Origin of the sequence: Kitasatospora sp. NPDC090091 (assembly GCF_044747365.1) — a bacterium.
In the GTDB taxonomy this organism is placed as follows: domain Bacteria; phylum Actinomycetota; class Actinomycetes; order Streptomycetales; family Streptomycetaceae; genus Kitasatospora.
In genome coordinates this window covers 152925-164591 of record NZ_JBIVDY010000011.1, presented here as the reverse complement: position 1 = coordinate 164591, position 11667 = coordinate 152925, and the positions used below count along the sequence as shown (strand labels likewise).

The 11667-nt window shown below is 74.6% G+C and carries 11 protein-coding genes and 1 pseudogene; 1 reads left to right on the top strand and 11 read right to left on the bottom strand.

Annotated features, from left to right (window positions below):
• Positions 1-6: 6 nt before the first annotated feature.
• The gene (locus ACIPSC_RS20590) at positions 7-1479 is read right to left on the bottom strand and encodes an MFS transporter (RefSeq protein WP_400827334.1); all 1473 of its coding nucleotides are present in this window, start codon (positions 1477-1479) and stop codon (positions 7-9) included.
• 144 nt (positions 1480-1623) lie between these two features.
• Between ACIPSC_RS20590 and ACIPSC_RS20585 the strand changes: the two genes are divergently transcribed.
• Positions 1624-2343 carry a TetR/AcrR family transcriptional regulator gene (locus ACIPSC_RS20585; protein ID WP_400827332.1) on the top strand — a complete coding sequence of 240 codons (720 nt, stop codon included), beginning with the start codon at positions 1624-1626 and terminating at the stop codon, positions 2341-2343.
• Positions 2344-2456: 113 nt separating this feature from the next.
• Here ACIPSC_RS20585 and ACIPSC_RS20580 read toward each other — a convergent pair whose 3' ends face one another.
• The 10 genes and pseudogenes from ACIPSC_RS20580 to paaA all read right to left on the bottom strand — a co-directional run bounded on the left by ACIPSC_RS20580 (position 2457) and on the right by paaA (position 11476).
• Entirely contained in the window at positions 2457-3434 is a 978-nt protein-coding gene (locus ACIPSC_RS20580; protein WP_400827501.1) for a cytochrome c oxidase assembly protein, read from the bottom strand.
• A gap of 239 nt (positions 3435-3673) precedes the next feature.
• Positions 3674-4927 carry a kynureninase gene (gene kynU / locus ACIPSC_RS20575; protein ID WP_400827331.1) on the bottom strand — a complete coding sequence of 418 codons (1254 nt, stop codon included), beginning with the start codon at positions 4925-4927 and terminating at the stop codon, positions 3674-3676.
• Complete coding sequence (locus ACIPSC_RS20570; RefSeq protein WP_400827330.1) at positions 4924-5826, bottom strand: alpha/beta hydrolase family protein; 903 nt, start codon at positions 5824-5826, stop codon at positions 4924-4926. Before ACIPSC_RS20570 ends, kynU begins: the two co-directional genes overlap by 4 nt.
• Positions 5819-6655, bottom strand: a complete 837-nt coding sequence (locus ACIPSC_RS20565; protein ID WP_400827329.1) for a tryptophan 2,3-dioxygenase — start codon at positions 6653-6655, stop codon at positions 5819-5821. The genes ACIPSC_RS20570 and ACIPSC_RS20565 overlap by 8 nt, the downstream gene beginning before the upstream one ends.
• A 17-nt stretch (positions 6656-6672) precedes the next feature.
• Positions 6673-7446 (bottom strand): SDR family oxidoreductase, encoded by a 774-nt coding sequence (locus ACIPSC_RS20560; protein ID WP_400827327.1) that lies wholly within the window; start codon positions 7444-7446, stop codon positions 6673-6675.
• Between the two features lie 56 nt (positions 7447-7502).
• The gene (locus ACIPSC_RS20555; RefSeq protein ID WP_400827326.1) at positions 7503-8591 is read right to left on the bottom strand and encodes a 2Fe-2S iron-sulfur cluster-binding protein; all 1089 of its coding nucleotides are present in this window, start codon (positions 8589-8591) and stop codon (positions 7503-7505) included.
• Between the two features lie 15 nt (positions 8592-8606).
• Entirely contained in the window at positions 8607-9119 is a 513-nt protein-coding gene (gene paaD / locus ACIPSC_RS20550) for a 1,2-phenylacetyl-CoA epoxidase subunit PaaD (RefSeq protein ID WP_400827500.1), read from the bottom strand.
• A gap of 77 nt (positions 9120-9196) precedes the next feature.
• A complete protein-coding gene (paaC, locus tag ACIPSC_RS20545; protein ID WP_400827324.1) occupies positions 9197-9997 on the bottom strand; it encodes a 1,2-phenylacetyl-CoA epoxidase subunit PaaC in 801 nt (266 codons plus the stop codon).
• Positions 9998-10154: 157 nt separating this feature from the next.
• A pseudogene (gene paaB, locus ACIPSC_RS20540) lies at positions 10155-10430 on the bottom strand (1,2-phenylacetyl-CoA epoxidase subunit PaaB); the annotation flags it as partial.
• Entirely contained in the window at positions 10427-11476 is a 1050-nt protein-coding gene (paaA, locus tag ACIPSC_RS20535) for a 1,2-phenylacetyl-CoA epoxidase subunit PaaA (RefSeq protein ID WP_400827323.1), read from the bottom strand. The gene paaA and the pseudogene paaB, both read right to left, overlap by 4 nt.
• Between the last annotated feature and the right edge of the window lie 191 nt (positions 11477-11667).

Below are 11667 nucleotides of genomic sequence, written 5' to 3'. Positions count from 1 at the left end.
GGGGGCTCACGCCTCCGGGGCGTCCTGCGGGCGGGCGTGGCGGGGGAGCAGGAAGGCGACCACGAAGGTCACCGCGAACAGGCCGGCGGTGAGGCCGTACGTCCAGCCGGCGGCGTGGCGGAAGCCGTCCGAACCGGCCCAGCCGAAGAAGGCGGTCCCGAGCAGCGCGACGCCGATCGAGCCGCCGAGCTGCTGCTGCGCGTTCAGCACGCCGGCCGCCGAACCGGTCTCGGAGTCCTCCACCCCGGCCAGGGCGATGTCGAAGAACGGCGCCATGATCAGCCCGAGCCCGAGGCCGGCGACGGCCAGCGCGGGGACCAGCTCCCAGCTGGTGAGGTCGGCGGCCCAGTGCTCGACCGAGGCCCAGAGCCCGAGCACGCCCGCCGCCGCGACCGCCATGCCGGCGTGCAGCACCTTGCGGCCGTACCGCGGGCCGAGGACGGCGCCGGAGAGGACGGCGCCGAGCACGATGCCGAGCGAGAGCGGGATCATGCTCAGGCCGGAGTGGAGCGGGGTCCAGCCGAGGCCGAGCTGCAGGTAGAGGGTGAAGACCAGCAGCAGGCCGGAGACGGCGGCGAAGAAGACCAGCCCGGTGGCGAGCGCCGAGGTGAAGGCGCGCTTGCCGAACAGCGAGGGCTCGATCAACGGGGTGCCGCCCCGGCGCAGCACCCGCCGCTGGTGGACGGTGAAGAGCCAGAGCACCGGGAGCGAGGCCGCCATGGCGGCGTACGTCCAGAGCGGCCAGTCCAGCTCGCGGCCCTGCACCAGCGGGTAGACGAGGAGCAGGACGGCGGCGCTCAGCACCAGGACGCCCACCGGGTCGAGCCGGCCGGCGCCGGGGGTGCGGGTGGTGCGGTTGGCGGGCAGCACCTTCAGGGCGGCGAGCACCGCGAGCACGCCGAGCGGCAGATTGATCAGGAAGACCATCCGCCAGCCGGTGCCGAACCAGTCGGCGTCGGTGAGGTAGCCGCCCAGCGTCGGCCCGAGCACGGAGGAGAGCCCGAGGACGGGGCCGAACAGGCCGAACGCGGCGCCCACCTCCTTGGGCGGGAACATCGCCTTGATCAGGCCGAGCCCCTGCGGGATCAGCAGTGCGGCGAAGAGGCCCTGGACGGTCCGGGCGGCGATCAGCGTGCCGGCGCCGGGCGCGGCTGCGCAGAGCACCGAGGCGGCGGTGAAGCCGGCCGCGCCGACGACGAACAGGCGCTTGCGGCCGAAGAGGTCGCCGAGCCGGCCGCCGGTGATCAGCAGGACGGCGAAGGCGAGCGTGTAGGAGGCGGAGATCCACTGGATCTGCGCGTCGCTGCCGCCGAAATCGTGCTGGATGGCGGGGGAGGCGACGCCGACGATCGTGGTGTCGAGGAGGTCCATCACCTCGGCGGCGAGGATCACGGCGAGGGCGGCCCACCGCAGCCGGTAGCCGGCCGGCTCGGGCGCGGCCGGCGCGGTGGGGGCGGGAGTGGCGGTCTGACTGGTCATGCGGGGTCTCCGAGTGGATTCAGAGCTGGACGAACCTCGTTCGCCCTAACGAACACTGTTTGACGTGACGAACAGTGTTCTTCCATGGAACAGCGTTCGTGTCAAGTAGGGTGGGGTGCGTCGTCGACCGTGAAGGAGCCCTCCATGACCAGTGCCGCCCCGCGTTCGAGCTGGTCAGGGCAGTGGCAGGAGAAGGAGAAGGGCGGCTCCCGGCGCCAGCCGCTGACCCGTGAGCGGATCGTCGAGGCCGCGCTGCGGATCGTCGACACCGAGGGCATGGACGCGCTGAGCATGCGCCGGGTCGGTCAGGAGCTCGACACCGGCGCGGCCAGCCTCTACGCGCACGTCGGCAACAAGGAGGAGCTGGTCGAGCTGGTCCTCGACCTCGCCTACTCCGAGATCGAGCTCGAACGGCCGGACCCGGCCGAGTGGCAGGAACAGGTGAAGCGGCTGCTGCGCCGCTCGCGGGACGTCCTGCTCGGCCACCGCGACCTGGCCAAGGCCGCCGTGGTCGCCAACGTCCCGATGACCCCGCACGCGATGGACGTCGCCGAGAACATGATCGCCATCCTGCGCGCCGGCGGCCTGGACGAGCAGACCGCCGCGTACGGGGTGGACCTGCTCGGGCTGTACACCACGGCGACCACCTTCGAGACCTCGACCCGCAGCGGCGGGAACTCCGAGGAGTTCACCGACCAGGTCCTGGCGTACTTCGGCACGATCCCGGCCGACCGCTACCCGATGATCACCTCGATGGCCGTGGCGCTCACCCGGAACGTGTGGGGCGAGCGGTTCGAGTTCGGTCTGGACATCCTGGTCGCCGGCCTGGCCCGGCACGGCGGCGGGACCGGCCCGGCGGCCTGACCCGGGCCCGTCCGGGGCTCGCCGGGCCGGAAGACGCAGGAGCCCCCGCCCTGGTCGGGCGGGGGCTCCTGAGGCCGGAGGGGGTGGGGCGGCCGGGGGGCGGAGGGGCCGGCTCAGCCGGCGTCGGCGGCCGGGGCCGCCGGGCGCTGGTTCCGCTTGTCGAGCGAGGCCAGGTAGGCGTTGTACGCCGCCAGCTCGGCGTCGCCGTTGCGGTCCTCGGCGCGGTCCCGCCGGCGGGAGAGCCGCTCCTCCGAGCGCATCCACTGGTAGACCAGCGCGATCAGCACGATCGCGGTCGGGATCTCGCCGAACGCCCAGGTGATGCCGCCGGCCAGCTTCTGGTCGGCCAGCAGGTCGGTGCCGGGCGGGGCGCCCGCCTCGGTGAAGGTGCTCACCAGCTGGTGGCTGCCCATCATCACGGCCACGCCGAAGAACGCGTGGAACGGCATCCCCATGAACAGCTCGATGATCCGCATCACGTGGCCGGGCCGGTGCGGGCCCGGGTCCACGCCCATGATCGGCCAGAAGAACGCCAGCCCGGCGGCCAGGAAGTGCACCATCATGAAGATGTGCCCGAGCCGGTACTGCATCAGGAAGTCGAACAGCGGGGTGAAGTACACCCCGTAGAGGCTCGCGATGAACAGCGGAATGGTGAACGCCGGGTGCGAGATCACCCGGACGTAGGTGCTGTGCAGCAGCGCCACCAGGAGCTCGCGGGGGCCGCGCGGCCGGCCCTTGCCGGCCGGCCGCAGCGAGCGCAGTGCCAGCGTGATCGGCGCTCCGAGCAGCAGCAGGATCGGCGACAGCATGGAGAGCACCATGTGCTGCATCATGTGCGCGCTGAACAGCACCATGCCGTAGTCGTTGAGCCCGGTGCAGGTGACCAGGATCACCGAGCCGACGCCCGCGACCCAGCCGACCGTCCGGCCGATCGGCCAGCGGTCGCCGCGGCGGTACAGCCGGACCACGCCGGTCACGTACAGCGCCAGGGCGACCAGGCTGCCGATCAGGAAGACCCAGTCGGGGGACCAGGTCATGACGTTGGAGAGGGAGAACGGTCCCAGCTGCGACATCCCGCCGTGGTGGTGCATCCCTGACATTCCGTCGCCCATCGGCGGGTCCTGCTTTCCCTCGTCGCGGCCCCTGGGTGGGTCCGGTTCGCCCGTTTTGGTTCGCCCTACAGCCTAGGCGGGCCTTACTCCGCCCCTCCCCCCGGCCCCCTTCCGGCGGCGCGCCGGGCCGGGAAGGGTCGGGGGCGGACGGCACCGGTCCCACCCGGGCCGGATGCGCGGGCCGGGCCGGGACGGTCGTCCGGCTCACCGGTCGCGCCTCAGGTCACCACCGCACGCTGCTCGGCCAGGTAGGGCCGGTGGGCGCGCTCCGTGGCGATGTCCCGGAGGGCGGTCATGGCGTGCAGCACGTCGGCGTGGGACACGTAGAGGGCGTTGACGCCGAAGCGGAGCAGGTCGGGGGCGCGCATGTCGCCGATCACCTCGCGATCGGCCAGGGCCCGGACCAGGGCGTAGGCCTCGGGGTGGCGCAGGGCGACCTGGCTGCCGCGCCGGTCCGGTTCACGTGGAGTCGCGGCAGTGAAACCCTCCGTGGCGAGCAGGTCGTCGGCGCAGTCGAGCAGGAAGCCGGTCAGCGAGAGGCTCTTGGCACGCAGCCGGGCCGGGTCGACGCCGTCGAAGACGGTGAGGGCGGCTTCCAGCGCGAGCAGGGAGAGCATCGGCGGGGTGCCGATCCGTGCGCGGGCGATGCCCTCAGCGGGACGGTACTCCTCGGTGGGGTCGAACGGGTCGGCGTGGCCGTTCCAGCCGGTCAGCGGGTGGTCGAAGCCGGCCTGGTGGCGGTGGGCGACGTAGAGGAAGGCCGGGGCGCCGGGGCCGCCGCACAGGTACTTGTAGCCGCAGCCCACGGCCAGGTCGGCGCCGAGCGCGTCCAGGTCGAGGGGCAGCGCTCCGGCGGCGTGGCAGAGGTCCCACACCGCCAGCGCGCCCGCGTCGTGGGCGGCCCGGGTGACGGCCGCCGGGTCGGTCAGCCGGCCGGTGCGGTAGTCCACCGGAGCGCCGAGCACGGCGGCCACCTGCGCGCCCTCCCGGGACAGCAGGTCCGCCAGCGCGTCGGCCGGCACCGCACGGAGGCGGAGGCCGTGGAGCCGGGCGACGGAGGCGGCGAGGTACCGGTCGGTGGGGAAGTGGTCCCGGTCGACGACCAGCAGCGGCCGGCCGGGGCGGAGCCGGACCGCCGCGCTCAGCGCGTTGAACAGCTGCACGCTGGTGGAGTCGCCGACCACCACCTGCCCCGGGGCCGCGCCGATCAGCCGCCCGACCGCGTCGCCGACCCGCAGCGGGGCCTGCCACCAGGCGTGGTCGTTCCAGGAGCGGATCAGGCCGGTGCCCCACTGCCGGTGCACCGCGTCCGCCAGCACCGGCGGGACGGCCGCGGGCAGGGCGCCGAGCGAGTTGCCGTCCAGGTAGACGACGCCCGGCGGGAGCAGGAAGCGCTCCCGCAGGCCGGCGAGCGGGTCGGCGGAATCCAGCGCGGCGGCCCGGGCGGCGAGGCGTCCGGCGGGGCTGCTCATGCCGTGCTCCCGGCGCTCCCGGCGGCCTTCCCGGGGGTGAATTCCGCGGTCAGCCGGTGCAGTTGCTCCGCGACCGCGCGGGCGCCCGGCGCGCCGGGCTCGATCAGCGTGTAGTGGCCGGTGTCCGGCAGCACGACGACCTCCAGGTCCCGGTGGACGGCGGCGTAGTCGGTGAACTGGTCCAGCGGCACCTCCTCGTCGACCGCGCCGTGCAGCAGGACGGTGCGCACCCCGGTGGTGCCCGGCCCGCGAAGCAAGGTGACCGGGTCCACCAGCGGCAGCCGGCCGGGTGCGGCCTCCGGGCCGCCGAGCAGTTGCAGGGCCGCGTCCTCGCTGAGCCGGTCGCGCACGGTGGCTTCGAGGTCGGTGAGCGGGGCCAGCGCGAGGATCGCGGTGGGCGGCTCGGTGCTGTGCCACGGAGAGTCGGCCGGCAGCAGGGCACGGGCCCCGGCCCAGAGCGCCAGGTGCCCGCCCGAGCAGTGCCCGGCGAGGACGTACGGCCGCCCGGCCGGGAGGGTGTCCACGATCCGCGCGATGTCGTCGAAGGTCTCGGGGTAGCCGCCCGCGCCGCCGGAGCGGCGGAAGCCCGGCAGCAGGGTGGTCAGCCCCTGCTCCGCCAGGTAGGCGGCGAACGGCGTCAGGTGCATCCGGTCGTAGCGCCAGTAGCCGCCGTGCAGCAGGATCACCAGGGGGGCGTCGTCGTGGCCGCCCGCGGCCGGCCACAGGTCGTAGACCTGGTGCGGGTGGTCGCCGTAACGGCGGTGGACCGGGGCCAGCACCGGCCGGAGGGCGAGCACCCGCCGTTCTTCCTCGGCGGCGAAGGCGGAGACCGTCCGGGCGGCCGGCGCGGTCGTCGCGGCGGTCGGGTCGGGCATCGGGTCGGGTATCGGGTCAGACATCGCTGCGCACCGTCCAGAGCTCGGGGAAGACCCGGCGCCGCGCGCGGCGGTCCAGCCAGTCCAGCCCGGAGGTGCCCGCGCTGCCAGGCCGGGCGCCCATCGCACGCCGCACCACCAGCAGGTGATCGGTGCGCCAGCGCTCGACCGACTCGGCGATGTCGGTGAGCAGTTCGGCCAACCGCAGGAGCGGATCGTGCTGCGGTCCGCGGTAGATCCGCCGCCACACGTCGACGACGCCCTCGTCCGGCTCGTACTCCTGCGTGACGTCCCGCCGGAGCACGGCCTGCGGTACCTCGTGGCCCTGGGAGTGCAGGTAGCGCAGCACCTCGTCCCAGAGCGAGGGGGCGTGCAGGTGCTCAGCCAGCTCGGCGTGCTCCACCGGGTCGCCGCGGTGGGCGTCCAGGATCGCGTCGGACTTCTCGCCGAGCAGGAACTCCATCATCCGGTACCGGACGGACTGGGCGCCCGAGGCCTTTCCGAAGGCGGCCCGGAAGCCGTTGAAGCGCATCGGCGTCAGCGCGGCCAGCGGCGTCCAGCTGGCATTGAGCGACAGGTGGGCACGGCGGCTGCGCTCCAGCGCGTCCAGCGCCGCGATCAGGTCCTGCTTGGCGAACGCGTCGCAGGCCGCGCGCCACTCGTGCACGATCAGCTTGAACCACAGCTCCATCACCTGGGTGGTGACCAGGAAACCCATCTCGTCGGGCGCGTCGGTGAACGGCTGTTGGAGCGAGCCGAGCACCGAGGCGTGCACGTAGTCCTCGTACGGCGAGGTGCCCGCGAAGACGGCCAGCTCGGCGGCGTCCCCGGGGACGGGCGTTCGGTTGATCATCTGTGGGCTCCAGGGTGTCAGAGGCCGAGGTGGACGCCGCCGGTCGCGTCGATCCACTGGCCGGTGATCCAGCGGGCGTCGTCACCGGCCAGGAAGGCCACCACGTCGGCGATGTCGGCGGGCGCGCCGAGCCGGTTGAAGGCCGAGTGCGCGGCGAGGGCACTGCGGATCTGCGGGTCGGCAAGGGTCGGGTTGATCGCGGTCTCCGTGAAGCCGGGTGCGACGGTGTTGACGGTGATGCCGCGCGGGCCCAACTGCAGGGCCAGGGCCGGGGTGAGGACGTCCAGCGCGCCCTTGGTCATCGTGTAGGCGGCGATCGCGGGGTAGGCGATCCGGGCCGCGCCCGAGGAGATGGTGACGATGCGGCCGCCGTCGCGCAGCCGGGGCAGGGCGCGCTGGAGGATGAAGAACGGCGCGCGGGTGTTGACGGCGAAGACCCGGTCGTAGTCCTCCTCGGTGACGTCCGTGATGGACTTGGGCAGCGTGACGCCCGCGTTGTTCACCACGATGTCCACCCCAGCCGGTGCGCCGAGCGCCTCCAGACCCCGGTCGAAGCCGTCCCAGACGGCCTCGGCGTCGCCCGGCACCCCGAGCTCGGCACGCAGGGCGAAGGCCCGGCCGCCGTCCGCCTCGATCTGCTTGACGGTGTCCTGCGCGGCCTCGTGGTCGTGGCCGTAGTGCACGGCCACCAGTGCGCCCTCGGCGGCCAGCCGCAGCGAGATCGCCCGGCCGATGCCGCGGCTGCCGCCGGTCACCAGCGCGGTCCGGTCGGCAAGTCTGGTCGAGGTCATGTCGGTTCCTCTCTGCGCCGGCCCCGCCGGGGCCGGCGTTCGGGACGCCCGGGGTCTCAGGCGTCGAAGTCGAGTTCGATCGCGTCCGTCTGCGGACGGGCGCGGCAGGTGAGGGTGTAGCCGGCCGCCACCTCGGCCGGGTCGAGCGCGTACTGGCTGTCCAGTACCGCCGAGCCGGAGACCACCCGGGCCCGGCAGCTGCCGCAGAGCCCGACCCGGCAGGAGTACGGGGCGTCCGGCCGGACCCGCAGCACCGCGTCCAGCAGCGTGCGGTCACCCGGCAGCATCCGGGCGCCGGCGGTGTGGCCGCCGAGCCGCGCGGTGACCTGGACGCTGCGGCCGGCCGGCGGCACCGGAGCCGCGGCGGGCGTCCCCTCGGGCGAGAAGAGCTCCAGGCGGATCTGCCGCTCGGCCGCGCCCGCCTCGGCGAGCGCGGTCCGGGCCAGCGTCACCAGCCCCCACGGCCCGCACAGGTAGAAGGCGGTGGCCGCGTCGAACTCGGTGCCCGGCGCGGACAGCAGGCGCCGCAGCCGGTCGCCGTCGAGCCGGCCGGAGAGCAGCTCCGCCTCCCGGCGCTCCCGGGAGAAGACCTGGAGCACGGTGAACCGGCCCAGGTACGCGTCCTTCAGGTCGGCCAGCTCGTCGGCCAGCAGCAGCGAGCCGGCGCCGCGGGCGGCGTACAGGAGTGAGACGCGGCAGCGCGGGTCGTCGCGCAGCGCGGCCGCGGCCATCGCCAGCAGCGGGGCGATGCCGGTGCCGCCGGCCAGCAGCACGTGGTGCGCGACCGGTGCGGAGGCCAGCTGGAAGGTGCCGGCCGGCGGGGAGACCTGCAGCCGCTCTCCCACCGCCAGGCGGGTCGTCGCGTACGCGCCGAAGCCGTCCGGGCTCGCCCGCTTGACGATCAGCCGGAGCCGGCCGGGGTCGAACGGCGGCGGGCAGACCGAGTAGCAGCGCCGCAGTTCGCCCCCGTCCTGCCGGTGGCGGATCACCACGTGCTGGCCGGCGCGGTGGGAGAAGGCCTCGGCCAGCCGGTCCGGCACCGCGAGGGTGATCGCCACGGTGTCGTCGGTGAGGTGGTCCAGCCCGCTCACCGCCAGCGCGTGCCACCCCTGCGGCGCGGCGGGCCGGCCGGTCTCGTCGATCATGCTCAGCACTTCGCCTCACCCCGCCCTGAACTGCGCGAACGTCTCGCGGCAGGCCGTGCACAGCAGGATCGACTGGCAGCGGGTGGCCCCGAACGGGCTCAGCGGCCGGGTGGCCGGTGAGCCGCAGTGCGGGCAGGACGGCCCTAGCTCCAGCGTCACCTGCCGGGCCCCGGCCCCGGACGGGCGGCCCGGCGGGGCGATCCCGTGCTCGGCGAGCCGGCGCCGGCCCCGCTCGGTGATCCGGTCGGTGCTCCAGGCCGGGACCAGCACCCGGTGCACCCGGCCCGCCGGGTGGCCGGCCTCGGTGAGCACACCGCGCACCGCCTGCTCGATGACCTCCATCGCCGGGCAGCCCAGGAAGGTCGGGGTGAGCTCCACCTCCGGCGTGCCGTCCGCGCCGGTCCGGACCGCGTGCACGACGCCCAGATCGCCGAGGGTCACCATGGGCAGCTCCGGATCGGGCAACTCCTCGACGGCCGAGCGCAGTTCGGCCAGTGGCAGTTCGGCCGGTCGCGGATCGGCCGGCAGCTGCTCGGCCGGACGCCGCTCCGGCGGCTGCGGCGGCCGGGTGGCCGTGGCGCCCGCGCGGGCCGGTTCCGGGGTGCTCACCAGACACCTCCCGGGTACTGGCGGTGGACCGACTGGAGCTCGGCCAGCAGCAGCCCGAACTCCTCCGAGTGGCGCCCGTCCCGGCCGCCGCCGGCCGACCAGGACGGCTCGGGCACGCACAGGCCCGCCCGGGACACCACCTCGGTCACCTCGCGCTGCCAGCGTTCGCGCACCCGGTCCGGGGCGGGGACCAGGCCCGCCGCGTCCAGCCGCGCCACCGCCTCGTCCGCCTCGAACAACTCGGCGGCGTACGGCCACATCAGGTCCAGGCCGTCCTGCATCCGGCGGCGGCTCTCGGCGGTGCCCAGGCCCAGCCGGACCGTCCAGCCGTCGGCGTGCGCCCGGTGGTAGCCCACCTCCGTGGCGGCGCGCCCGGCGAACGCGGCCAGCCCGGGGGCCGCGCAGCTCGCCAACTCGGTGTAGTACAACCGCGCGTAGTGCGTGTAGAGCAGCTGCCGGGCCACCGTGACGGCGAAGTCGCCGCCCGGGAGCTCGGTGAGCAGCGTGTTGCGGAACTCGCGTCCGTCGCGCAGGTACGCCAGGTCGTCCTCGCTGCGGCCGGTGCCGTCCAGGTGGCCGCTCATGGTCAGCAGGACCCGGGCGTGGCCGAGCAGGTCCAGGGCGATGTTGGACAGCGCCAGGTCCTCCTCGATGGCCGGCGCCCGGGTGATCCAGGCGCACAGCCGCTGGGCCAGGATCAGTGCGTCGTCACCGAGGCCGAGCGCGCAGCGGGCGAGGTCCTGCTCCCGCGCCACCGTCGCCCCGGCGGCGGTACCGGCCGTCGTGTCAGCGGTCACGGCCCGCTCCCTCCGTGGACCCGGCCGGCTCCGGCGACTCCGCTGAATCGGCCGGTTCCGGCGACTCCGGCGACGCGGAAGGCTCGAACGCCTCGAACGCCTCGAACGCCTCGGGCGGATCGGACGGCTCGGAGTGCTCGGCCGGTTCGGGGCCGCCCAGCGGCGCGTAGTGGCCGGGGTAGCGGTACGGCTTGGCCGCCGCGCCGGCGAAGTACGGGTCCTTCTCCTGCGGCGAGACCGCGTGCACCTGGTCCGAGCGGACGACCCACAGGGACTGCGGTTCGCCGCGGCGGGCGAACAGGTCCCGTGCGGTGGCCAGGGCCAGCTGCCGGTCCGCCGCGCGGACCGAGCCGACGTGCTGGTGTGCCAGCCCGCGCCTGGCGCGCAGGAACACCTCCCAGGACGCCGGCGCGCCGCCGTTGCCGCCGGTCATGACGCCACCTCCACCGTCTCGTCGCCGCCGCGGCTCGCGTACGCCTCGGCCGCCTCCCGCACCCAGGCGCCGTCCCGGTGGGCCGCCTCCCGGTGCGCGAGGCGCCGCCGCGCCCAGTGGGTGCCCTCCGCCAGCGCCCGCCGGTAGCAGGGCCAGTCGATCGGGCCGAAGTCGTGGTGGCCGCGCCCGGCGTTCCAGCGGATCGCCGGGTCCGGCAGGGTCAGGCCCAGGCTCTCGGCCTGCGGCACCACCAGGTCCACGAAGCGCTGGCGCAGTTCGTCGTTGGTGTGCTGCTTGATGCCCCAGGCGATCGCTCGCCGGGAGACCGCCGAACCGACCGCCACGCCCGCGCCGCCGGCCTCGGTGTCCGGTGGGCCGAACATCAGCGCGACCGCGGGCAGCCACCAGCGGTTCACCGCGTCCTGGGCCATCCGGTGCTGCTCCGGCGTGCCCCGGCTCAGCGACAGCAACTGGTCGTAGCCCTGCCGCACGTGGAAGGCCTCCTCCTGGCAGACCCGTCGCATCGCCCGCGCGTAGGGGCCGTAGGACGTACGGGTCAGCGGTGCCTGGTTGACCACCGCGGCGCCGTCCGTGAGCCAGGCGATGGCGCCGGTGTCGGCCCAGGTCAGCGCCGGGTGGTCGAAGGTCGCGGCGTAGCGCTGCTGGCCGCGGTGCAGTGCGTCCAGCAGATCGGCGCGGTCCACGCCCAGGGTCTCGGCCGCCGAGTACAGGTACATGCCGTGCCCGGCCTCGTCCTGCACCTTGGCCAGCAGGGCCGCCTTGCGGTGCAGGGACGGCGCGCGGGTCAGCCAGGCGCCCTCCGGCTGCATGCCGATGATCTCCGAGTGCGCGTGCTGGGCGATCTGCCGGATCAGCATCCGCCGGTAGCCGTCGGGCAGCCAGTCGCGGGGCTCGACGGTCTCGCCGGCCGCCACCAGCGCCTCGAACTGTGCGAGCAACTCCTCCTCGTCCTGGCGTGGTTGCCCGCTCTGCTCGCCCCGCCCGGTGGCCGGCGCCCGAAGCGTCGGCTGATGCCCGCCGGTCATGTTGGCCACTCCCTCAGCTCCCCTGCCGGTCCGGGCGCCGCGTCGTCGCGACCGGCGCCTCCGAAACAGAAAGAGGCGCCGATCGGCGCGGGCTATCCCCCGGGGCAGCGGATCCGTGGCGTGACGAAGGTCACTCGCCGGGTGGGGAGTGCCAGGCCGGTGGCGTCCCTCCTTCCAGAGGTGAGAGCAGT

Bases quoted from the DNA above. Each gene is read 5' to 3' on its own strand.
- ACIPSC_RS20580 (WP_400827501.1), bottom strand. From the start codon at position 3,434: ATGCACCACCACGGCGGGATGTCGCAGCTGGGACCGTTCTCCCTCTCC.
- kynU (WP_400827331.1), bottom strand. From the start codon at position 4,927: ATGAGCAGCCCCGCCGGACGCCTCGCCGCCCGGGCCGCCGCGCTGGAT.
- ACIPSC_RS20555 (WP_400827326.1), bottom strand. From the start codon at position 8,591: ATGATCGACGAGACCGGCCGGCCCGCCGCGCCGCAGGGGTGGCACGCG.
- ACIPSC_RS20585 (WP_400827332.1), top strand. From the start codon at position 1,624: ATGACCAGTGCCGCCCCGCGTTCGAGCTGGTCAGGGCAGTGGCAGGAG.
- ACIPSC_RS20590 (WP_400827334.1), bottom strand. From the start codon at position 1,479: ATGACCAGTCAGACCGCCACTCCCGCCCCCACCGCGCCGGCCGCGCCC.
- ACIPSC_RS20565 (WP_400827329.1), bottom strand. From the start codon at position 6,655: ATGATCAACCGAACGCCCGTCCCCGGGGACGCCGCCGAGCTGGCCGTC.
- ACIPSC_RS20560 (WP_400827327.1), bottom strand. From the start codon at position 7,446: ATGACCTCGACCAGACTTGCCGACCGGACCGCGCTGGTGACCGGCGGC.
- ACIPSC_RS20570 (WP_400827330.1), bottom strand. From the start codon at position 5,826: ATGTCTGACCCGATACCCGACCCGATGCCCGACCCGACCGCCGCGACG.
- paaA (WP_400827323.1), bottom strand. From the start codon at position 11,476: ATGACCGGCGGGCATCAGCCGACGCTTCGGGCGCCGGCCACCGGGCGG.